This is a genomic window from Mucilaginibacter rubeus (genome assembly GCF_014643835.1).
GTDB classification, from domain to species: Bacteria; Bacteroidota; Bacteroidia; order Sphingobacteriales; family Sphingobacteriaceae; genus Mucilaginibacter; species Mucilaginibacter rubeus.
The window spans coordinates 193,717-217,497 of the sequence record NZ_BMKD01000002.1; the positions used below are offsets into that span (position 1 = coordinate 193,717).

The 23,781-nt window shown below is 43.4% G+C and carries 18 protein-coding genes and 1 riboswitch; of the genes, 6 read left to right on the forward strand and 12 right to left on the reverse strand.

Going from position 1 to position 23,781, the window contains the following annotated elements:
* Positions 1 to 78: 78 nt before the first annotated feature.
* Both IEX80_RS07340 and kdsA read right to left on the reverse strand, forming a co-directional pair.
* Positions 79 to 1,014, reverse strand: a complete 936-nt coding sequence (locus IEX80_RS07340; RefSeq protein WP_188832511.1) for a KpsF/GutQ family sugar-phosphate isomerase — start codon at positions 1,012 to 1,014, stop codon at positions 79 to 81.
* A 25-nt stretch (positions 1,015 to 1,039) separates the two neighbouring features.
* On the reverse strand, positions 1,040 to 1,816 hold the full coding sequence (kdsA, locus tag IEX80_RS07345; RefSeq protein WP_090527319.1) for a 3-deoxy-8-phosphooctulonate synthase: 777 nt from the start codon (positions 1,814 to 1,816) through the stop codon (positions 1,040 to 1,042).
* A 338-nt stretch (positions 1,817 to 2,154) separates the two neighbouring features.
* Between kdsA and IEX80_RS07350 the strand changes: the two genes are divergently transcribed.
* The 4 genes from IEX80_RS07350 (at position 2,155) to IEX80_RS07365 (ending at position 4,047) form a co-directional block, all read left to right on the forward strand.
* On the forward strand, positions 2,155 to 2,484 hold the full coding sequence (locus IEX80_RS07350) for an ArsR/SmtB family transcription factor (RefSeq protein WP_188832512.1): 330 nt from the start codon (positions 2,155 to 2,157) through the stop codon (positions 2,482 to 2,484).
* A 6-nt stretch (positions 2,485 to 2,490) separates the two neighbouring features.
* Positions 2,491 to 2,910 (forward strand): VOC family protein, encoded by a 420-nt coding sequence (locus IEX80_RS07355; RefSeq protein WP_090527313.1) that lies wholly within the window; start codon positions 2,491 to 2,493, stop codon positions 2,908 to 2,910.
* Between the two features lie 123 nt (positions 2,911 to 3,033).
* Positions 3,034 to 3,522, forward strand: a complete 489-nt coding sequence (locus IEX80_RS07360; RefSeq protein ID WP_090527310.1) for a VOC family protein — start codon at positions 3,034 to 3,036, stop codon at positions 3,520 to 3,522.
* 24 nt (positions 3,523 to 3,546) lie between these two features.
* The gene (locus IEX80_RS07365; RefSeq protein ID WP_090527307.1) at positions 3,547 to 4,047 is read left to right on the forward strand and encodes an SRPBCC family protein; all 501 of its coding nucleotides are present in this window, start codon (positions 3,547 to 3,549) and stop codon (positions 4,045 to 4,047) included.
* A 61-nt stretch (positions 4,048 to 4,108) separates the two neighbouring features.
* Here the strand turns inward: IEX80_RS07365 and IEX80_RS07370 are convergent, their stop codons facing one another.
* The 3 genes from IEX80_RS07370 to IEX80_RS07380 all read right to left on the reverse strand — a co-directional run bounded on the left by IEX80_RS07370 (position 4,109) and on the right by IEX80_RS07380 (position 8,552).
* Positions 4,109 to 4,357 carry a cysteine-rich CWC family protein gene (locus tag IEX80_RS07370; protein WP_090527304.1) on the reverse strand — a complete coding sequence of 83 codons (249 nt, stop codon included), beginning with the start codon at positions 4,355 to 4,357 and terminating at the stop codon, positions 4,109 to 4,111.
* Between the two features lie 55 nt (positions 4,358 to 4,412).
* A complete protein-coding gene (gene metE / locus IEX80_RS07375; RefSeq protein ID WP_090527301.1) occupies positions 4,413 to 6,737 on the reverse strand; it encodes a 5-methyltetrahydropteroyltriglutamate--homocysteine S-methyltransferase in 2,325 nt (774 codons plus the stop codon).
* Positions 6,738 to 6,911: 174 nt separating this feature from the next.
* A riboswitch (cobalamin riboswitch) is annotated at positions 6,912 to 7,103 on the reverse strand.
* A 210-nt stretch (positions 7,104 to 7,313) separates the two neighbouring features.
* Positions 7,314 to 8,552, reverse strand: coding sequence for an MFS transporter (locus tag IEX80_RS07380; protein WP_090527298.1), 1,239 nt, complete (start codon positions 8,550 to 8,552; stop codon positions 7,314 to 7,316).
* Between the two features lie 348 nt (positions 8,553 to 8,900).
* On the opposite strand from IEX80_RS07380, the gene IEX80_RS07385 reads away from it, so the two are divergent.
* Entirely contained in the window at positions 8,901 to 9,497 is a 597-nt protein-coding gene (locus tag IEX80_RS07385; RefSeq protein ID WP_090527295.1) for a TetR/AcrR family transcriptional regulator, read from the forward strand.
* A 5-nt stretch (positions 9,498 to 9,502) separates the two neighbouring features.
* Here the strand turns inward: IEX80_RS07385 and IEX80_RS07390 are convergent, their stop codons facing one another.
* On the reverse strand, positions 9,503 to 10,948 hold the full coding sequence (locus IEX80_RS07390) for a TlpA family protein disulfide reductase (protein WP_090527292.1): 1,446 nt from the start codon (positions 10,946 to 10,948) through the stop codon (positions 9,503 to 9,505).
* Positions 10,949 to 11,224: 276 nt separating this feature from the next.
* On the opposite strand from IEX80_RS07390, the gene IEX80_RS07395 reads away from it, so the two are divergent.
* Entirely contained in the window at positions 11,225 to 13,591 is a 2,367-nt protein-coding gene (locus IEX80_RS07395) for an alpha-L-rhamnosidase-related protein (RefSeq protein ID WP_188832513.1), read from the forward strand.
* Positions 13,592 to 13,820: 229 nt separating this feature from the next.
* On the opposite strand, the gene IEX80_RS07400 is transcribed toward IEX80_RS07395, so the two are convergent.
* The 6 genes from IEX80_RS07400 to IEX80_RS07425 all read right to left on the reverse strand — a co-directional run bounded on the left by IEX80_RS07400 (position 13,821) and on the right by IEX80_RS07425 (position 23,773).
* Positions 13,821 to 14,429: an MCP four helix bundle domain-containing protein gene (locus IEX80_RS07400; RefSeq protein WP_090527287.1), complete on the reverse strand. Its 609-nt coding sequence runs from the start codon at positions 14,427 to 14,429 to the stop codon at positions 13,821 to 13,823.
* Positions 14,430 to 14,533: 104 nt separating this feature from the next.
* Positions 14,534 to 15,559, reverse strand: coding sequence for a LacI family DNA-binding transcriptional regulator (locus IEX80_RS07405; RefSeq protein ID WP_090527686.1), 1,026 nt, complete (start codon positions 15,557 to 15,559; stop codon positions 14,534 to 14,536).
* Between the two features lie 109 nt (positions 15,560 to 15,668).
* Entirely contained in the window at positions 15,669 to 16,904 is a 1,236-nt protein-coding gene (fucP, locus tag IEX80_RS07410) for an L-fucose:H+ symporter permease (RefSeq protein ID WP_090527285.1), read from the reverse strand.
* 68 nt (positions 16,905 to 16,972) lie between these two features.
* Positions 16,973 to 19,939, reverse strand: coding sequence for a discoidin domain-containing protein (locus IEX80_RS07415; protein ID WP_188832514.1), 2,967 nt, complete (start codon positions 19,937 to 19,939; stop codon positions 16,973 to 16,975).
* Positions 19,940 to 20,249: 310 nt separating this feature from the next.
* Positions 20,250 to 22,526 carry a GH92 family glycosyl hydrolase gene (locus IEX80_RS07420; protein WP_188832515.1) on the reverse strand — a complete coding sequence of 759 codons (2,277 nt, stop codon included), beginning with the start codon at positions 22,524 to 22,526 and terminating at the stop codon, positions 20,250 to 20,252.
* A gap of 47 nt (positions 22,527 to 22,573) precedes the next feature.
* Positions 22,574 to 23,773: a DUF5005 domain-containing protein gene (locus IEX80_RS07425; RefSeq protein WP_188832516.1), complete on the reverse strand. Its 1,200-nt coding sequence runs from the start codon at positions 23,771 to 23,773 to the stop codon at positions 22,574 to 22,576.
* Positions 23,774 to 23,781 lie beyond the last annotated feature (8 nt).

The following is a 23,781-nucleotide window of genomic DNA, read 5'->3' on the forward strand; positions in this document are numbered from 1 at the left end:
GTAAAGATAATCAAATATTACCAAAATCAGCTGCCCCCCTATCTAAAGAATTGGCGACTTGGGCTAATCAAAACTGTGTCAGGCCGTATATATCTGGTAAACACCTGTTATTGATCGGTTTTGTGCAGAACCTACCAGTAAGGTAGTGATCTTTTTTTCAAGCATTAACTGCTCGGCATAGCCTACAAATTCATGCTCATCAATAATAACCGGGTTAACGGTCATGATTTCGGCTATGGTTAAGGTTGAGGTATCAGGGTGTTTAAGCAAAGCTCGGCGAAGGTCACCATCTGTAACCACCCCCTTAATCCGGGACGCGTCACCTACTATAACCATACCTAACCTACCCTCGGACATGCGCAGTAACAGGTCCATAAATGAAGCTTCCTCATTAATAAAAGGAAGCTTATCGGTACGCATGAGGTCTTTAACTTTTACCAGCAGTTTGCGCCCAAGGCTACCGCCCGGATGAAAACGTGCAAAATCATGCTGCTGAAAGTTTCGCGACTCCATTAACGCTATAGCCAGGGCATCGCCCATAACCAACGCCGCCGTAGTTGACGAGGTTGGCGCCAGTTCGAGCGGGCAAGCCTCCCTTTCAACTTTTATATTAAGGTGATAACTGCAGTTTTTGGCAACGGTTGATATAGGATTACCTGTTATACCAATCATCACATTTTTATTCCATTTTAAATAAGGAATAAGTTTCAGCACTTCGTCGGTTTCGCCCGAATAGGATATCAATAAAACAATATCATTGGGGCTTACCATCCCTAAATCGCCGTGAAAAGCCTCTCCCGGATGCAAAAAAAAGCTCGGTGTACCCGTACTGGCCAATGTGGCAGCTATCTTTTTACCGATAAGCCCCGATTTGCCAATGCCAATAACAACCAGCTTTCCTGTTGATTGTAATATGGCATCAACAACCCTTGCAAACTCATCATCAATTGAGCCGGCTACCTGCTGCAGCGACTCTATTTCAATATCAAAAACCCTTTTTGCAATATCTTTCATGGATCCGGACATTCAGAACAAAAACTTATCCTACTAATGGTGCTAAAACCTTATCCAGTTCGTGCAGCTTAACCATGTTAGGGCCATCGCTCAGGGCATTATCAGGGTCGGGATGCGTTTCCAAAAAATAGCCATCTGCTCCAAAAGCCTTTGCTGCCAGCGCCATCATGGGCACAAAAGTACGGTCGCCGCCGGTTTTTCCTCCTGCTCCGCCCGGGCGCTGAACCGAATGGGTACAATCCATACAAACCGGGTGGCCAAAAGCTTTCATATCGTAAATATTCCTGAAATCGACAGCTAAATTATTATAACCATACATATTGCCCCGCTCGGTTAATATCACCTGGTTATTGCCAGCTTCAATAACTTTTTGAGCCGGATAAAACATATCATGCCCCGAAAGGAACTGGGCTTTTTTTACGTTGACAATTTTACCGGTTTGAGCAGCCGCAACCAGCAGATCTGTTTGCCGGCATAAAAACGCAGGGATCTGCAATATATCGGCAACCTCGGCTACAATAGCTGCCTGGAATGGCTCATGAATATCAGTAGTAACCGGTAAACCAAAACGCTGCTTAACATTCATTAGCATTTCCATGCCTTTCTCTAATCCAGGGCCGCGGTATGAATGAATAGATGTGCGATTGGCTTTATCAAATGACGATTTAAAGATTACCGGCACATTGTATTTCTGCCCGGCTTCGGCTACTTTTTCGGCAACAGTATATAATAACTCCTGGCTTTCCATTACACAGGGGCCAAGAATAAAGAACGGCTTTTGGCTTATTTGTTCAAACAGCATATTGTTAGGATATATTTATCAGCCACAAAGATGATGATTTTTTTGAGAATCGTACAGAAGGGCCATTTCACTCCCGGGCAAACGCACATAAATAGGGTTAACAGGGTTAACACTTTTTTAAAATATTATTTACAAGATATTCATAATCAAATATTTATTCTTTTGAGGGGTTACACTACGCTAATGTTTTTGAGTGCTTAGGCAAGTCCGAATATTTAAATGTTGGCCCTGTACTTCTCCCCCTTTTTATCTAAAAATAAAAATATTAAAAAATTTGCGTAAGTGATTGCTTACATATAATTTTGTAAGCAATCACTTACATATTATATTTAATCTAGATGAGACGAGATGTTTTCCAGGCCATTGCCGATCCAACCCGCAGGGATATCATTAACCTGATAGCCTTTAAACCCATGAACCTGAATGCCATAGCGGATAACTTTGATGTGAGCCGCCCCGCTATATCCCAGCATATAAAAATTTTAACCGAATGCGGTCTTATAGCCATTAAGAAACAGGGCCGGGAACGGTATTGCGAACCCCGCCTAAAACAGCTTGATGAGGTAGCTCAATGGGTTGAGCGCTACCGCAAGGGTTGGGATGAAAAATTTGATGCGCTCGACAATCTGCTCGAAGAATTAAAAAACAATGATAAACCTTTAAAATAATCAATTATGACGAAGCAATTCTGGATCAATCTGCCTGTAAAAAATGTAAATGTATCAAAGGAGTTTTTCAGCAAACTCGGCTTTCGGTTTAACTCGCAATTTGGTAACGGCCCAAATTCTGCAGCCATGCAGGTTGGCGAAAAGGATGTTACAGTAATGCTTTTTGACGAAAGCACCTTTAAAGGCTTTGTTGAAAACTGCGGTCTTGCGGATACGGCCAAGGGAGTTGAAGTTCTGCTGTCTATCGACGCGGAAAGCAAGGAAGAAGTTGATGAGCTGGCTCAAAAGGCTATCGAAGCCGGTGGCAAAAGCAATCACAAGCCCAGGGAAATGGATGGCTGGATGTACGGCTGCCTGTTTACCGATCCTGATGGCCATAGCTGGAATGTGCTGCACATGGATATGAGCAAAATGCCAGGGAGATAAAAAATCATTTTGTCGCTAATGCCCCCTTATCTCGTCGTTTTTGGACACTATTAGCCCTTGCCAGGGCAGGTAACTTTGAGATATCAAAAGCAACAAATTTTTAATCAATAAAAAACAGAAACCATGGCAACATTTAAAGCAACCCAGAAAGTAACCCCTTTTTTATGGTTTAACGGCAACCTTGAAGAAGCATTGAAATTTTATACTTCGGTATTCAAAAACTCCGAAAGCGAAGTAAGCTCGCTTACCGATCCCGGCAATGGTCGTAAAATGTTAGTTGGAACATTTCGTATCGAAGACCAGCAGTTTTTAGCGCTGGATGGAGGACCGATGTTTAACTTTTCGCCGGCTACTTCCTTTTATATAAACTGCAAAACCCAGGAGGAAATTGATTACCTGTGGGAAGCACTGCCTGCAGGGGGTGGCAAAACCAGTCAGTGCGGCTGGCTCGACGATAAATTCGGCGTTACCTGGCAAATTGTTCCTGAAGTTATGAGCGAATTACTTTATAACAACGAAAACCCTGAAAAAGCCAAAAAAGTTATGGCTGCCATGATGAAGATGACCAAAATGGATATCAAGCTTTTGCAGGAAGCTAACGATAACGATTAATCAATCACCTAAATAAAAAACACCATGATCACCACAAAAAATCAAACAGAAATTAAGGCCGAACCCGGCAAACAGGAGCTTTTTATAACCCGCGAATTTGAAGCACCACGCGAGCTTGTTTTCAGAGCTTTTACCGATCCTGAGCTTATTGTTAGATGGCTGGGGCCGCGCGAACTTAAAATGCGCATAGATAAGTTTGACTGCCGCAGCGGAGGCGCTTACCGTTATATCCATACCGACCCTGCTGGTAATGATTATGGCTTTCATGGTGTTATCCATGATGTAACCGCGCCTGAGCGTATCATCCAAACATTTGAGTTTGAAGGATTGCCCGAAAGTGGTCATGTTACCTTAGAAACTACCCGATTTGAAGCCCTTCCTGATAATAGAACAAAAGTAACCGTTCAGTCGGTTTTTCAATCCGCGGCAGATCGGGATGGCATGCTGCAATCGGGTATGGAACGGGGCGTAAATGATTCGCACAGCCGTTTGGATGAACTGTTTGAAGCAGGGGAAATTATTTGAAAGCTAAAAGCAGAAAGCACAAAGCTTAAAGCTAATTTTTAACGCAATTCATAATATCCTGTTATTGCGTACCCTTTTTGATTGCTTCAAGTATCGTTCTCATTTTTTCCCGGACAGCAGTTGTGCTGATCTCATGCTTCATCGCCATCAGGCATTTGCGGCAAAGGCAATCCGGGTAGGTTAAGCGGATATAGTCGCGCTCCTGGTCGGTGAAGCTGATGCCCTGGCACTGGCACAACAGGATGCTGCCTACTTTGCATTCAAACGGCTCTTTACACCGGGGGCAGTATTTATTTTCATGCTTTGTCATATTAGGTATATAAAACTGCTGTGCACCTGTTACGGTACACAGTAGTTTTTTTTATTTAAGCAGTTACATTGCTGATAACATTTTCGCGGACAGCTTTCGCGGCTTCAACCATTTCTATTAAGGCTTTTTGGGTTTCATCCCAGCCCCGTGTTTTTAAGCCACAATCGGGATTTACCCAAAGCTGGGCATCGGGTATTACGGCCTGGGCGCGTTTAAGCAAACGGATCATTTCCTCCCTGTTGGGTACGCGGGGCGAATGGATATCATATACACCGGGGCCAATTTCATTAGGATACTTAAAATCGGCAAAAACATCCAGCAGCTCCATTTGCGAACGCGATGTTTCTATCGTGATCACATCGGCATCCATATCGGCTATGCTTTTAATAATGTCATTAAACTCCGAATAGCACATGTGCGTGTGGATCTGTGTACTGTCCTGAACGCCGCTCGCCGAAATCCGGAAAGCTTTAACTGCCCAGTCGAGGTAATTTGCCCTGTCATCCCTGCGAAGCGGTAATCCTTCACGAATGGCCGGTTCATCTATCTGGATGATCTTGATACCGGCGCTTTCCAGGTCACAAACTTCGTCACGAATGGCCAATGCTATCTGCGTACAGGTTTCGGAACGGGGCTGGTCATTGCGCACAAACGACCATTGCAAAATAGTCACCGGGCCGGTTAACATACCCTTCATCCATTTTGAGGTTAACGATTGCGCATAAGCCGACCATTTTACCGTCATAGGCTGTGGCCTTGATACATCGCCATAAATAACCGGTGGCTTAACACAGCGGCTGCCATAGCTTTGCACCCAGCCATTTTGTGTAAAGGTAAAACCGGCCAGTTGTTCGCCAAAGTACTCAACCATATCATTACGTTCAAACTCGCCATGTACCAGCACATCCAACCCTATTTCTTCCTGCCATTTTATAGCCTTTTCAGTTTCGGTAGCTATCAGTTTGTTATACTCCCCCAGGGTTATCGCACCTTTTTTTAATTGGGCACGCCAGCTTCGTACTTCGGTTGTTTGCGGGAACGAACCAATAGTTGTGGTAGCAAAAAGCGGCAGGTCAAGCAGTTGCTGCTGCTGTTCTTTCCGTGCAGGAAAAGCACTTATACGCTTTGCATCATTTTCGGTGATGGCGCTTACACGCTGTTTAACTGCTGGGTTATGGATCAGTGCAGATGTTCGGCGGGCCTCGTTTGCCTGCCGGTTTTTTGCCAGTTGATGCAGGCTGCTATCGCTCACCACATCTTCCGATAACTTGCTGAGCAATACCACTTCGTTTATTTTCTGCCGCGCAAAAGCCAGCCACTGTTTAATTTCAGGAGTAAGCACTTCATCGTTGGTTTCATTTTGCAGATCGCATGGCGAATGGATCAATGAGCATGAAGGGGCTATCCAAACGCGGTCGGCACCTAATTTATCCTTCGCATTCTTTATAATGACCAGCGAGTTAACAAAATCATTTTTCCAGATATTGCGCCCGTCAACAACACCTAAAGAAAGGATAGTTTTTTGGGGCAGATGCTCTATTACTTCATTCAATTGCTGAGGCGCCCGCACTAAATCGACATGTAAAACATCAACAGGTAAAGTTGCCGCTAATTGAGTGTTATCGCCCAGGCGTTCAAAATAAGTTGCCAAAACTATCTTCAGGAAAGGAAATTCTTTCCTCAATTGCTTATAGGTATCTTTAAATACCTCCTGTTGTTTTTCGCTTAAATCAAGCGCTAAAAACGGCTCATCAAACTGGACCCATTCGGCACCCAAAGCTTTAAGCTTATTCAGGATATCAAAATAAACAGGCAGCAGATTTTTGATCAGGTCTATCCTATCGAAACCAGCCTCTTTCTCTTTGCCCAACAACAGGTACGATACAGGCCCGATCAACACCGGCTTGCTAACGATGCCCAATTGTTTAGCCTCATAAAACTCATCGATAACTTTGGTGGAGAAAAGTTTAAACTGCTGGTCTTTATAAAACTCGGGTACTATGTAATGGTAATTGGTATCAAACCATTTGGTCATTTCCATGGCTACCACATCCAATCCATCTTTTTGATAGCCGCGGGCCATAGCAAAATACAGATCGAGCTCGGTATTGCCTTTTTGACTGATCACTTCATGATAGCGTTTAGGAATAGCGCCAAACATCAGTGAATGATCAAGCACCTGGTCATAAAATGAAAAATCATTTGATGGGATCACGTCGATCCCGGCTTCTTTTTGCAGCAGCCAGTTTTCTTCCCTGATGTATTTACCCACGGTAAGCACATTTTTTAAGCCCGTTTTGCCTGCCCAATAGTTTTCGCAGACTTTTTTCAATTCGCGCCGGCTACCAATACGCGGGTAACCTAAATTTTGCGTTAGCATTTCTTTTAATTGATTAAATGAATAAATCGGTTAAAAGCCCTTTCAGCTAAGCTTCGTAATGTTTTATGATATGTAAAATATGGAGAGAATATATGGTCACAGCCCGTCATAACGGGCCATAGACCCAAACAGGCAAGTAATCATAACCCAGACCAAGCTTCATACCGCGAAAGCATTGTCAATTCAGTATTAGGCAGGTCTCCTGACTTGTAACATTTTTGCCGTCCTTCCCATCCCCATTCATCAGGACAGTGGACATTACTGGCAAAAACCTTTGTGTTACTTACAGTTGCGCGACAGTTCGTGATTTACACACGATTCCCTATTAATCTACAATTAAGTAAAACCTATACCGGTTGATGAAGTAAAGTAAAGAACTTATCGGGGCAAATATAAGGATCTGCCGGCTGAATATTCAGGTTATTTCTTGGTTAAATTGTAACCCGCACAATGGTCAACAAACAGATCAGCCTAATAAAGCGTTGAATTGTACCATTCTTATGTATCATTGTAAAACAGGTGAAGCCGATAATTAATTACCGGCTTCACCTATTATTTAAGGCGATGTCATTCAGCTTATACAGCTACCTCAGCATTTAAAATAACAGCCGCTTCTTCTTGTTTTTGGTGCGAAGCCCTCGCTTTGATGAAAAGCACCAGTGTAACAACAGCCAGTATCGCGAACGATAAATAAGCGGTTCCTAATAACTGCTGATTTTTGATGGCCATAATATTTACAATGCCGTAGCTAAAAAATGAAGTGATAATATAAAGTGAGCCGCCGGTCACGCCGCTTGCGATACCCGCATTTTTTGAAAACCGGCCTAAACAGTAAGCAAATATATTATTGAATATAAAGCCAGATAATAGGTGGACCAATGCTGTAAATGCCATCAGCGTAAATAAATTTGTTTTAATCCCTGCTGTAAACACCATTAAAGCTGCAAAGCCTAATTGCAGTGCAAGCGCTATCGATACTTTTTTGATAAGCGGTTTCCTGATGAGGGTTTTTGAAATAATACCGCCCGCCATCAATGATACCCCCGAAAGCAGCGAACAATAACCGGTTACCACAGGCGACAAATGAAATACATGCTCAATTATAAAAGGGCTGCTCATACCATACACCACCAGCATGGCATAGCTCAGGGAGATCAGGATGAGGCCCAGGGAAAAATCGCGGGTTTTAATGGTAGCCAGGTAAACCTGCAGAATACTTTTAGCTTTGAACGGGTGATAATTTTTTAATGATTCGCCACCGTATACCAGCTCTAAAACAAGTAGCGAAAGAGTGGCTATTCCCAGGAAAAGGAAATTGGATTCCCAGCCAAAGGCAGCTTCAAGGTAACCTCCGATAAAAGGCGCTACAATAGGCGCGGTTGCCCAGATGATAGAAAAAAGGCTGGTATAATGTTTAAGCTGCTCGCCCGAATACATATCTACAAAGTATGCCCTCTTCCCTACTACAATAAGCGCTACCGTGATGCCCTGCAAAATACGCATTGCATAAATAAGCTCGATATTATGACAGATAGCTATGACAAAACTTGCAAATGCAAACACCAGTAAAGAGACAGTACCGATACGGTACCGGCCAAAGCTATCGAGCAAGCTGCCAACAAACAACTGACTAACGCCCGAACTGATCATAAACGCGATGAGCGAAAGCTGAACGGCCGAATTATTGACAGCTAATTCCCTGGCCATAGAAGGTAGGGAAGGTATATAAATATCAGTTGCAAAACCCGAAAGCGGGATCAGCGCGAACGCTAAAATTGTGCTGATGCCCCTGTGATGTTCTTTTATAAGTTTCATAGCTTAATGTTAAAATTTAACAAATCGTAAAAACAGTATGCTGTGCGTTTTTATTTAAAACAAAAGTAGACTAATTGGTTTATTAAATAAAACCATTTGGTCTGCTTTTAACCATGTTTACATTACTATGTCAATCACTGCTTAGCCGGCTTATAAATACAGGCATTCATAAGATAAGTGTAAAAAAATCAACCTAAAGTTATACATTCACAAACCAAACCTGAAAATAAAACACTAACTAACAGCTATTTACAAATAATAAAACACTCAGTTAATTTCAACCAGCCAATCAACGGCCTTTATTTTTTTAAACCATTTAGTCTATATTTGCATAGTAAATAACTGAAGATGAGCAAAGGCGAGCAAAAAAGGCAATTCATTATTGAGCAGGCAGCGATTTTATTTAATGAGAGGGGAATTGCCGGCACTTCGGTTGATGAGATACTTGAAGTTGCCAATACCAGTAAGGGATGTTTTTATGGCCATTTTGAAAGCAAAGACGAACTGGCACAAGCCGCTGTTGATTACCTTTTAGGAAAACTAAACGACAGGAGGAACAACACAGTAAGCAAACATAAAACTGCCATTGCCAAGATCAATGCCGCTTTAGACAACAGCAAAAATCCATTGAAAAGCTATATTGAAGGCGGCTGCCCGATAGTTAATTTTTCGACAGAGACGGATGATACTAACCCGGCCATCAAAAAAAAGTTAAAAGACATGGTTGATACCGCTATAACAACCTATGCCAATATTATTCAGGACGGAATTAGTAATGGAGAACTCTCAAACGCCATAAACCCCGTTGAATTTGCAACCCGGATGATGCTTTCGATAGAAGGAGGCAACGCGATCTGCAGGGTATTAAACAGCACAAAACCAATGCAGATCATGATCAATAGCCTGAAAACTGAACTGGCATCATATGCCCTGGAAAAAGCATAAACACACTACGGCTTCGCGATTGCTTCATTGATCAATTGTTCGGCCTGCGCACTCCCTGGGCCGGGAGCGTCAAAACTGAGCATTTTGCCTTCTTTATCAATCAGTATATATTTTGGAATTGCATAGGCTATGTATGATTGTGCAACTGTACCGTCTTTGTCATAAAGCTGCAGCCAGTCCGGCTTTTCTTCTTTGAGTGCATTTCGCCATTCCTTTTCTCCGTCATGTACGGCAATACTGACAAAAGCAACCTGCGGATTAGTTTTAAACTTGTCGCTTAGTTTTTTATATGCGGGCATTTCCTGGCGGCAGGGCCCGCACCAGCTGGCCCAAAGGTCAATATAAATAACTTTTCCTTTAAAATCGGCCAGGTTAAAAACCTTGCCACGGTCGCTGGGCAAAGTAAAAGCCGGGGCCGGTTTCCCAATTTGTACCTGCATCAGCTGGAGCTTTTTTTCGGTAAAATTCCCGGCGACGTTATTTTTTAAAGCCGGGTTATTAATTGCGTCAATGAATACGCGCATCTCCTTTTGGGCTATATTCAATTTTTCAAGAGAGTTAGCACTACCAATTCTTTTTTCAACGTACCGGTTTAGATAATAGTCCCTTACCTTGCCGGTAAAAAGCTGTTTGATTTTGCCAAGTGTGTACCCGGGCTGCTTCACCGATGCAGAATCGCGCAGCAGATCCAGCCGCTGTTCATAGGCATAATAAAGGGGCAAAACCCATGATTTATAGTCTTCTGATACTAAATATTCGTCATGCGATATACCTTTTGAAAATGCTGAAGGGGTATTTTTTGATACCAGCTCCCTCATCTGCGCCACATTGTATTTACTCAAATCAAGGTGTTGAAGCAGCATGTAAAAATTTAAGCTTTGATTATCTAAATCAATCATTTTCTTAAACGTATTGAAATATTGATCTTGCTTTGCCGGCTTGTTAAACACAACACTTAGTAACGAGTCTTCCAACGTTTTGCTTTTTTTAAGGAATTGGATTAACTCATCGGTCTTTAGTTCATACCACGCTGTCTTGTCGTTCCGGGCAACCAGGATTGAATCTAATTTTACACGGTATTGATTGGTTTCGGCACCTATACCGGTTATCTTTTTAGTTTTCGACAGGTTGACATAATCAATAGCGTCACCGGTTATATGGAGATCATAACCCGGTGCCACATAGATCCGGTTGATTTGAGTGTTGTTTTGCTGGATGCTGGTGCGTTGAGGCTTGGCTATTTTGTACGTTTTTAAATAAAACTCGCCCGAATCATTAAGCCTGATGGTATCCATAAGAAGTTTACCGTTGGCATCTTCAAAAAAGACCTTCAACATTTTTTCGGCCGAATTGCTGAGCTTTCCCTGTATAACAAGTGGCTGAACCGGGTTTTGAGCTACCCCCCTGCCGATAAAATAAAATGAAAGCAGGAACAGGATCATTTTTTTCATAGATGTAATTGGTAGGTTTAAACAAATATAAAGCTCAGCAGCTTATTTCAATACAACTTCGGGATTTAGTTTGCATGTTATCCCAACCCGGAGGCAGACCGGACCAACGATGGTTCAAAAATGAAAACATAGTTCCATCAGCCTTGCCGATCATAAAAAATTAAAAATTATTATAAAATGCTAAATCGATTTATTATATTAGTCAAACCAATTTATCTACTTAATGCAAGCAGGGAAAACCAACCTGACCATCACCAATTAATCAATGAAATCTACATGAAACACTTTCTGATTTTAATTTTATCTGTAAGTACCCTTCTCTCATCACAAAACAGTAATGCCCGGTCTGTTCATAAAACCGCAGAGGAAAAGACATGGAATGCACAATGGATCTCCGTGCCCAACATCACCGGAAATGAATACGGTATTTATTATTTCCGTAAAAACATTGAGCTGACCAACAAACCGGCCAGCTTTGTTATTCATGTATCGGCAGATAACCGGTATAAACTGTACGTAAACGGCACATTGGTATCATTAGGCCCGGCAAGGGGCGATACTTTTTACTGGAACTATGAAACCGTCGACCTTGCGTCCTATCTCGTAACCGGTAAAAATACCGTGGCTGCTTTAGTGTGGAACGAGGCTCAATACCGCCCTGAAGCGCAGATTAGTGTCCGTACCGCCTTTATTATACAAGGCAATTCGACAGCCGAAGAGATCCTCAATACCAATAACACCTGGAAAAGCATTCAGGACAAAGGCTATCAGCCCATCTGGGGCTATTTCGCTGCCAGCACCGGCGAAATGGTGGATCTGAATAAAAGCATTATGAACTGGTACTCGCCTAACTTTGATGATAGCAGCTGGCCAAAGGCAGCTAACCTCTTCGGCGGGCAATTAAAGGGCCGGTGGGATGGGTTCGGATGGCAATTGGTTCCATCCTCCATTCCGCACCAGGAATTAATTTATGAGCGGATACCTGTTGTACGTAAAGCCTCCGGGATGGATGTTCCCCCGGCTTTTCCGGGCACTAAAGCACCGCTTACTATTCCTGCAAATACTACAGTTACCATACTGCTTGATCAAACGCATCTTACCAACGCCTATCCTACTATTAATTTCAGCGGTGGGAAAGATGCGGGGATCTCTTTAAGCTATGCCGAATCGCTTTTTGATAATTTAAGCAAATATGGAATGCGCAAGGGCAACCGTAACGATGTGGAGGGCAAGGATTTTTCGGGCAGAAATGATAGTTTGATCTCCAATGGCAGCAAAGGGCAATCATATACTACGCTCAACTTCCGTACTTTTAGGTACATCCGCTTAATTGTGCATACACAAAACGAGCCTTTGGTTATTAATGACCTGTATGGCACCTTTACCGGTTATCCATTTAAGCAACGTGCCGTTTTCAATACCGATAATAAGGAAATAAAACAGATGCTCGATATTGGCTGGCGTACGGCCCGTCTTAATGCATTTGAAACCTATACAGATTGCCCTTATTATGAGCAACTGCAATACATCGGCGATACCCGTATCCAGGCCATGATATCCTATTACTATAGCGGCGATGACCGGCTGGCCCGCAATGCCATTAACCTGATGGACCATTCCCGTTTAACAGAGGGCGTTACCCAAAGCCGTTACCCTACTCATGATACCCAAATTATTTCAACTTTTTCATTATGGTACATAGGCATGCTGTATGATTACTGGATGTACCGCAATGACAGTAATTTTATTAAGGATAAGCTGGATGGCGAACGGGCAGTATTAAAGTTTTTCAGCCAATACCAACAAGCTGATGGCTCATTAAAAAACACCCCTTACTGGACTTTTGTGGATTGGGCCAGCGGCAAAAACTGGGATATAGGCTCGCCGCCAAAAGGCACCGACGGCAGTTCGGCCATTATTGATTTGCAATTACTTTGGGCTTATGAGTGGGCTGCCGCTATGGAAACAAAAATTGGCATGCCCGGTTATGCCACTTTATACCACAAAGAAGCTGCTAAGCTTAAGCAAACTATTCAACGCAAATATTGGGACCCGGCAAAAATGCTGTATGCCGATACATGGGACAAGAAACAATTTTCGCAGCATGCCAATTCATTAGCCATACTTACAGGCATGGTGAAAAACACAGATCTGCCTATGTTATCCAAACGATTATTAAGCGATACCTCATTGACCCAATGCACCATTTATTTTAAATATTACCTGCACCAGGCATTGGTAAAAGGTGGTTTAGGTAACGATTATATGAACTGGCTGGGTATCTGGCGCGAGAATATTAAAATGGGCTTAACCACCTGGGCCGAATATTCCGACCTTAAATATAGCCGTTCAGATTGCCATGCCTGGGGAAGCAGCCCCAATATTGAATTCTTCAGGACAGTTTTGGGTATTGACAGCTATTCGCCCGGATTCAGCAAGATCAAGATCGAACCTCATTTGGGAACAATGACCAATGTGAGCGGCGAGATCCCACACCCTAACGGTAAGGTTGCAGTAGCTTATGTTTTAGAAAATAACAGGTGGAAAATAAAGGTCAGTTTACCGCAGCGTACATCCGGCGTATTGGTTTGGAAAGCAAAATCATACCCGCTTAAAGGCGGTGAAAATGTGATGGTTATTTAAGAAACTCTAAGAAGCTATTTAAAAACGATAATTTCCAAATGTAGAGACGCATCACATGCGTCTCCCGCATGCAATTTACGCATGCTCGCCCCTATTGAATGTGGCTTGTCCTACGAGAGACGCATGTGATGCGTCTCTACAAAAAACATTTATTTTATTCGTTTTTAAACAGCTTCTAAGACTTACGAAGTTTTAAAAACTTCGTAAGTCTGGTTTTTATTAAGATCTTTTAATTGAGCAAATGCCTTTCGTCCTGCCTTAAAATCATTTGTTCCCTGGCGCTTAGTAGCACCATAATAAATAATCCAAGTAAAATACAAACAACCACACCAAAATTGGCTGTAAGTATACTTGAACTTACATTTCTTTGTCCGTTTTGTAGCAGGCGGTTGCTCTCGCCAACTTGTATCGCTATCAGTTGATCAAGCGATTTAAGTGCCTGATTAAAAACATACTCTGCATTATTCAGGCCAGCTTCCTGCTGCTGCAGATGACGCAATTGCACACGAAAGGTCTTCCATTTTGCTGATTCTTCGCGTGTTAATTGGGTGGCCTCATATTTCTTTGCTAACGCTTCTATAGCTGCATAATTACCATTAATTTTTACCTGAACATCTGCACCAGAAACAGCTGCCAGTTTATTTTCATAAAGCCGACTGCTTATTTCATGTACAAAAGTAGCCGGCAATAAGCGGTCCTTCATAATGGATGTCAACGTTTTATCCAATTCTTTAACATTGTCGCGACCATTCCAGTTGGCTAATAAAAGCATAGCGGTAAGCACAGCTAAGGCCAATACCATTCTTGCTTTATTTTTTATAATAAAAGCCCGTTTCATAACAGTAAATTTTTATTAAAGATAATAAAAGAGTGCCCGGTTACAGAAAACCTATCCCCTGCAAGTGTGTCATTTACATCTGCTAATATATGGTTCTTTTAAAATTAATCAATCTTTAAACCGGATGATGATCCCCTGATCTGGAGGTTGGTTTTAAGAATTATGGAATGAGAAGCAGTACTAACTCCTTTTGTATTAAGCTTTTTGAGTAGCACGGTGATCACATTATCGGCAATTTCTTCAACCGGCTGAGCTATGGCGGTTACCGGGGGCGAGTACAGCTTAAAAACGTCATAATCATCAAACGATATAACGGCCATATCCCCGGGCACTTTAATACCCAGCGTGTTAAACACTTTTAACCCACAGGTACCTACATGGTTGGTGCCAAAAACTACCGCGTCGAGATCCTGATGCTTTTTAAAAAAGGCAGTCATCGGTTTAATGATCATTTCTTCGTCCTGGTTAAAAACAATCTCTTTAACCACCGGAGCAAAACGGCTTTCCTTCAGCGCATCCTTATAGCCCTGCATCCGGGCCAGCATTTGTGTTTGTGACGAAGCGAAAGTAACGAAGCCTATATTTTTGTAACCCTGTTGTATTAAGTGCCTGGTGGCATTATAGGTGCTGAAAAGGTTATCAATCTCTACATAATCGGTATTTACTTTGGGTAAATGCCTGTCGAACATTACCACCGGCAAGCCATCCTTAAGCAGTTGTTCTACATCGTCTTCAATACCTTCGGGCGGAGCAATAATATAGCCATCCACATGCCTGTCGCGGAACATATTGATCAGTTCCCTGGTTTTTTGGGTATCATTATCGGTACTGCAATAAATAATTTTGTAACCATTTTTATAAGCCCTATCTTCAATAAGCCGGGCTATGCTGGCAAAAAAGGGGTTTGAAATATCTTCAACCATTAAACCAATGGTATTTGATTTACCGGTACGCAGGCTTTTAGCCAGGGAATTGGGTTTATAGCCCACTTCTTCTACATATTTGGTAACACGCTCTACCAGGTCTTCACCTATCCGTTTTTCCTTTGCACGCCCGTTCAGTATAAACGATACAGTGGTTTTAGAAACTTTTAATTCATTGGCGATATCAACAATCGATAGTTTTTTCAATGGCTTATAATTGGCTAAAATCAAATATAAAATATAATCGCTTAATAACCATGATTTATTAAGCGATTATTGGCCAAAATATAAAAATAAATCGATTAAGCAAATTTGTTCATATTCCTTTTTTATTCAGTTTAGGGTAACTGATCCCGAACAAAAATATCACCATATAACAAATGATAGGCAGGTAATAAGCTGTAGCAACATTGTGATTAGCAATGAGGCCCATAACCGGCGGAAACAATCCCCCGCCTACAACTCCCATTACTATAAATGATGACGCGTTTTGCGTTTGTGAACCTAAATTTTTCAACCCCAGGCTAAATATGGTTGGGAACATAATACTGAAGAAGAAGTTGATGAACAGCAATGCCACAAATGACACCACGCCAAAGCCCTGTGCTACAATAACACACATCAGGATATTGCCCAGGGCAAATACCGCCAGCAACTTGTTTGGCGCTATGTAACGCATCAGGAAGGTGCCAATAAAACGGCCGGCCATCATCATCACCATGCTTAATGAAAAATAGTAGCTCGCGCGTTCGTCGGTTAAATGCATGATCTCGTGACCGTAATTGATAAAAAACGCCCAGGTGCCGCCTTGTGCTGCCACATTAAACAGTTGGGCTATGGCTGCAAAAACAAAATGCTTTTTTTTGAACAGGCTTTCCGGAATATGTCCTTCACCTGCAACCGCATATGAATCTGTTGCTACAACATGCGGATCCTGCAATGACGGCACTTTTAAAAATGAAAATGCTACACCAACCAATGCAATCACCGCTCCTATTACAATATACAGGTGTTTGACAGATATCAGGTCGTTAGAATGCTCCTGCCCTCCTTTTAAAACGAAATAGCCGCCCAACAGCGGACCAATAACGCCGCCGACACCGTTAAAGGCCTGCGAAAAGTTAATGCGCTGGTCGCTGGTACGCTGATCGCCGAGAGAGGCAACAAATGGATGGGCAACGGTTTCGAGCGTAGCCAGGCCGCAAGCCAGGATAAACAAGGCAATCCGGAAGAAGTCAAACGATTTAGCATCAGCCGCCGGAACAAACAGGAATGCACCTGCAGCATAAAGTCCGAGGCCTAAAAGCACACCGTTTTTATAACCGAACTTTTTCATGAACATACCTGCCGGGATGCCCATCACCGCGTAAGCGCCAAATAATGATAACTGTACATACGCCGAACGCGATTTTGAAACGTGTAAAACATTTTGAAAATGCTTGTTTAATGTATCGCCAAGGGTCATGGCTATGCCCCAGAGCATAAATAAGGAGGTTACAAAAATGAGTACGACAAGGAACTTACGTTCGGTAAATTTGGGTTTGGTATCCATTGTGCAGGTTTGTTTGTTAATTGGACCGGTAAATTAGTTTAAAACTTCAAGGTACCAAAGGCTTATTATTACTTTTCCGTTATTACCGGATCATTATAAGGCTGTACCAATAGTTTCAGCTGATCCTTGCCCAGCACCGCTGCATCAAATTCAATCCTGATATCTTTTGATTCGCCCTTCATCAGCGAAAAATAGTTATCATTCATTATTGCCGGCAGTATCTGTTCACCCGTGGCGGCTTTTGTTGCCTGTACGCGAATGCTAAATGCAGCCGCCTTTGATGAGGATGGGTTGCTGATCTTTGCATCCACATAATACTTGCCGTTAATTAGTTTTATGGCTGATGATACCTTGAGGTTAACCTTTGGCAGTTGGTTAAGGGCGGTAAAATCTGTGCGTTTATTACCCCGCCAGTAAAAATTATCTGATACCAGTTTTCCGTTTTTATCAATCAATCTTAGTTTGATGAAATGAACATCCGTAAGACCGCTGCTTTTCGGCGCGCCGCCGTACACCTCAAAATCCCAAAGCGAGTAGCCCCATCCCGATCCGCGCTGTAATCCATACATACGCACGTAGCGGCCTTTTACCTCATCAAAAGTGATTTGCTGCACGCCAACATGCCCATCGCCGCTTTCATAAACATCTTTCCAGCTTTTGGCATCGTCAGATACCTGGATCTTGAAAGCTTTACCATATGCCTCCTCCCAATTCAATTTAACACCGTTTATCTCTTGCTCCCTGCCAAGATCAACATAGATCCATTCAGCATCGCTGAAATTACTGGCCCACCTGCTTCCCTGATTACCATCCGTTACAGAACCGGCCTCCCCCATGGTGGTTGATGATGCAAATGCGGGTTTGTTAAGTGCCAGGTTTTCGCGGTTATCAGCAAAAGCCATGGTAAAGCAATTCAGCGCTGTATTCGATGGCGCATCGATAGTTTTTGACTGGCTGTATTCTTTTACGATCTGTCCATCGCTGTTATAAACATCGGCATAAGCAATGAGGCTGTTTTCGTCGGTGCGAGTGGTGTTGATCACTTTAATAGCATTATTTACCGGGTTCCATTGAATATGCACCGGTTCGCAGGCTTTTTTAGCCCCCCAGTAGGCACCGGTGAGGTCATAATAGTAATCATAGGTTTGCCACACCAATGAAGGATAGGCCGACTGGCTCATCCAGGTCATAATGCCCGAAGCATCTTCCCAAATGTTATCTTCCCAGCCCTCATACATGGCTTTATTGGTTTCGATGTTTAGCAGCTGTGCTTTACGGCAATAATCTTCGATACCCGAAGCGGCTCCGTAACGGTTTTTAATTCCATCGTCGTACCTGTCGGGGCCTGCATTACCTGCGGACGGGCCAAAGAAATGCAGGTTCCACATCTCGTTGCGGGGCCACCATTTATCCTTCGGCATAAACTTTTTAAAGCTGTCGAAATTGGTAAATACCGCCGTACCTATCTCGCTGCGAAGACCCCAACCCTGGTTACCGCCAAATCCATTAGGAAAACGGCTGAAATACCAGCGCGGATCAAAGTTAGTCCACGGACCGCTGCCTGTTAGGTTACCGGCATGCGAGTTGGGCTGATAATACCTTTCGTTACCATCGTAAGCGCTAATGTCTTCGCGAAGCCAGTTGTTAAGCGGAGGTAAAGGCTCGCCCTCATTATCACCGCACCAAATGGCAATGGAAGGATGGTTCCTGAACCGTTTTATTTTTTCGATAGCATTGGCATTGAAAGTATTTACATCATTAGGCAGGTTGGGGATGGAGTTAAGCCAGAAATCATCCCAGATCATAATGCCGTATTTGTCGCAGGCATCATAAAATTCTTCGTCCGTGGTTGAGCCTATCCAGTTGCGGATGATGTTAAAATTCATTTCCTTATGCAGACGCACTTTGGTATCATACTCATCGCCACGGCAACGCAGCATGTACTCGGCCATCCCCCAATTGCCGCCCTTTAAAAATACTTTGGTGCCATTTACATATAAATGCAATACATGGCCTACGGTATCATAGCTGTATTTTTTGATTCCAAACCGGATCTGTTTGCTGTCAGCTACTTCATCTCCCAGTTTCAGGCTTAAGTTACAGGTGTACAGGTTGGCATCGCCATAGCCATTGGGCCACCACAGTTTTGGGCCGTTGATCACCAGCTGCGAAAAATGTTTTGGGTCGATCTTTACTTCGGCATTGCTGTTAGCACCCACAAACACTTTTTGGGTAAACCGGATATTTCCCGGATTAATAACACCGGTTAAGGTTCCTGTTTGAAAAGTATCTGTGCTGTTTTTCACCCCAACCGAAACCGATACTTCAGCCCGGGCGGTAGTAGGCACATCCGTGCGAATCCAGGGATCATTAATAGTAAGGCTACCTGTGTTGCTCAGGTAAACATCATCGGTAATGCCGCTGTTGAGGCCCGGTACATAAGGCATCCAATCCCAGCTGGCGCTGGGGATATATGTTGGACTGGCATAATTTACCAATGGGTTCAGCGGACAATAAACCAAAACAGCCAGTGTGTTTGCCTCTGTTTTATTTACGAGTTTCGTTACGTCATACACTCCCCGCTGCATAAAACCATCCAGGCTGCCTATCTTCTTCCCGTTCAGGTAGATCTCAGCTTTGCGGTTAATGCCTTTGAAATTAAGCCAGATTTTTTGTTTGGTGAAACCTGCAGGTACGCTGAACTGCGTACGGTACCAGAAATTGCGGTCGTACTTCTTTTTATCAACCTTATAAATATTATCGCCAAAATTGGGATCCTTTTCCAAACCGGCCGCTACGTATGATGAAAATACAGTACCAGGTACAATAGCCTTTACCCAATCAGTAGCGGCGTAACCGCTTTTGTGGATGTCAAGACTATCGGCTCCCAGGTCGGTCTGGGCTTTTACTTTCCATGTAATTTGTTTATTGGTGTTGTTGAGGTAAAAGATTTCCTGTGCTGATGCCGGGTTGAGCAGCAGCATCACCGAAGTAAGTAATAGAATTGACTTTTTTATTTTGTAAATATTGACCATAAAATCGTTTTAGCGGATATTCTAATAATTCTTAAAGTAACCGTCATTGTGAGGAACGACGCAATCCCTGATTTGCAGATCGGCTCTGTATAGTTTGGGATTGCTTCGTTCCTACCCATGACATAATAAAAAATACAGTCATGCTGAACTTGTTTCAGCACCCCACATGCAAGGCCGCTTGCATAGCCGCTCAGCGCGTGGGATCCCGAAATAAATTCGGGATGACGGGTAGTGTAAATGTCATTTCACCTTCAGAGGCCTCCGGATTTAAACATTCGCAATGACGTTTTCCATATTCTTCTTAATTTTGTTATTGAGCTTTTGATAGCGAAAACGGTCTGTCTTCAAGCGCTACGCCTCGGGTCACAGCTGGTTTATTACCCATTTCAAAGTGTAATACGCCACCGTTCATAATATCGGCCTGGGTGATCCAGTTATGGGTATAAGGCTTACCATTAAGCGTCGCCGACTGGATATACACGTTCTCCTTGTTGTTATTGTTAGCTTCTATCACGAACTTTTTGCCATTTTCCAAAGCGATGGTCATCTTTTTAAATAGCGGGCTACCAATCACATACTGATCGGTACCGGGGCAAACACTGTAAAAGCCAGCGGCGCTCAACACAAACCAAGATGACATCTGTCCTTCATCCTCATCACCAGGGTAACCATTTTCGCCGGCGTTATACATCTTATCCATCACACTGCGCAAATGTAGCTGCGCCTTCCATGGCTGGCCGGCATAGTTGTACATGTAAAGCAAATGGTGAATAGGCTCGTTACCCTGGGCGTACTGACCCATTTTAAATTCGGCCATCTCCGTCATTTCGTGGATCACCTGTCCGTACCCTCCTACTTTGATTGTTCCCGGTTCAGTAAATACCGAATCAATCTTAGCAGTAAAGTTCTTCTCTCCGCCCATCAGGTTGATCAAACCCTGCGTGTCCTGAAAAACCGACCAGGTCCAGTGCCAGGCATTACCTTCGGTATAGGGGCCGCCCCAATCCATAGGGTCAAAAGGTTCAATCCAATTACCTTGCGCATCTTTCGCGCGCATGAAACGCGTTTTGGCATCAAACAGGTTTTTATAATTGTACATCTGCCGGGCGAAAACATCTTCATAAAATTTATTGCCGGTGAGTTTAGCCAGTTGATATCCGCAAAAATCATCGTATGCAAACTCCAGCGTCCAGGCAGTTGAACCAAGGGTTTGCGGTGTAAAAGGCACATAACCATTGGCATAATATTCTTTCCATCCCGGCCGGCCATTGGCACTGCCCCACGGACCTTTGTTGGTTGCTTCATGATAGTAAGCCTCCAGGGCTTTTTTGGGGTCGAAGGTGCGGATCCCTTTTACCCAGGCGTCGGTTAACAGGGATATGGCATGGTTCCCCAGCATTCCTCCCGTTTCACCGGGGAACGACCAGGCCGGCAACCAGCCGCATTGCTGCTGTGCATCAAGCAGCGCATTTACAAGCCGGCCTTCCATTTTGGGGTGCAATACTGTATTCAGCGGGAATTGGGCACGAAAAGTATCCCAGAAACCATTATCGGTATACATATAACCCTCATGTACCTTGCCATCGTAAGGGCTGTAATAGTATGGCTTTCCATCTTTATTATATTCAAAAAACTGGTGCGAGAATAGATTGGCGTGATACATGCAGGAATAAAAAGTTGCCTTCTGATCTTCAGTAGCCCCCTCAATGGCCATACGGCCAAGTAACTGGTTCCATACTTTATCAGCAGCTTTCCGGGTATCATCAAATGATTTGTATTTACCCAGTTCAGCTGTCAAAGTAAGTTCGGCCTGCTCCGGGCTGATATAGGACGAAGCTACTTTCGCTTGTACAGTTTCTCCATCTTTAAATTTGATATAGGCCCCGATACCTTCGCCCTCTGCCGACCCGTTCTTTTCCGAAAGAGTATTCTTTTTATTTTTCCAGGTGCCGTAATCGGTAAAGGGTTTATCAAAAATAATGACGAAGTAGTTCCGGAAATCTTTAGGGGCCCAGCGGCAATTGTTTACGTACCCTGTTATTTTCCGCTCGGCCGGGATGATTTTTACCCCGCTCATTTTAGTGTAGCCATCTAAAACAAGATAAGAGGCTTTACCCTTCGGGAACGAAAACCTCAGGTGCGTTCCCCGTTCGGTCGGCGACATTTCGGTTGTAATATTATTATCAAGCTTTACCTTGTAATAGCTGGGTTGAGCGATTTCGTTATCGTGGCTAAATGATGTCGCCCGTTCATCTTCATTAACAACCAGTTTCCCGGCAACCGGCATGAGCGAAAACACTGCATAATCATTTACCCACGAACTGCACTGGTGCGATTGCTGAAAGCCGCGAATGGTGTGCTCAAAATACTGGTACTTCCATCCATCGCCGTTTTTGCCGGTTTGCGCCGTCCAGGTGTTCATGCCGAAAGGCAGCGAAGTAGCCGGATAGGTGTTACCGTACGAGAACTCATATTTGGTATTAGTACCCTGCCGGGTATTCACATACTTAACAAGGTTAGCCTCCTGCGCAAACAGGTTTCCGGCATACATAAGCGCAACTGCGCAAATAAGCGAACGTATTTTCATTGGGTTATATTAAACACTAATTCTATTCGTGCTCCTTCAATTCGAGCCTATTCGTGTTCATTAAATTTTACCCTGATAAACCTTGGGCGGTACAGGTTTGGATATTTTTTCAGATCGTTTAAAAAATCAACGGAGTTAATGTTGTAGCTAATCAGCAGTTCACCGGGCTTTGATAAGCTTGGATGCGCCTTGGCATTATAAACCACAAACGTTTTGGCGATAAGATCAGGCTTGCAATCCCATAATTTAATGATCGGGCCAAACGGACCTACCGGGCTTGCGCCTATCCGCATCCCCACCGATGTGGTCATCCCCCCTACCTGGAATATCAGCGCGTAACGACCATCCGGCAGCGGACTAAAACTTAACTCATTTGATACGCTGCTTGTTACATTGGCAACCTGTTCCATATCGGCAACCCAGGCTTTGCCATTATAGAAAGTCCACTTACTATAATCTTCAAAATCCCCGGGCAGTACCCGGGCAACCATCAGGTGCTTGGCCATGCCACGTACCCCATAAACATAAATATAGCCATCGGGCTTTGGCGCGCCGGCTTCTTTGGTATTTACATAAATGCCGGCACCAAACGAGCCGCTTTCCCCTTTCTGATCTACCAGGTAAAACGGCGTATCCATTTGCTTCAGGTCTTTATACGGAGGCTTGCTGTTTGCCGGGATCTTGATGAGCGTGTTGCCAACTTCCCTGAAACCAAATGCTTCGTTGCTTACGTTATGCACCCTGTATCCAAAAATATAGATGCTGTTATTCATTGCCTGGTTTACAAAGCCATCGCCAAGCCAGTAGTAATCTGTAGCTCCTGTTTTAGGTGTATGGGGGATAAAAATAGACTCCGGTTTTCCTTTAGCGTTTTTATCCCAGTAAAATTTCATTTGTTTATCCAAAGGCTCGTTGCCTTTTAGTTCAGCTACCGCATTGTGGATCATGATGGCTCCCGACGCCGTTGTGTTATCACGCACCGCGCCTATCATGCTGTCGCTGAAAATAAAAAGCACTTTATCGTTATGTTTTGCCTGGCCGGTCTCCTTCCCATTCAAAGGGATAGTATAAATACCATCGCCCCCAAACCAGCCCGAATCACGCTTTAGCAGGGCCGACCATTCCGGCGCGGCCTCTACCTTAAATTTAATATCGGTAAGATTAACGGTATCAGTTTTTTGCGCAAAGGCTCTGTTGGTTAAAACCAAGCTCAAACAAGCTAAACAAACAAGGGTAATTTTCTTCATTAAATGAT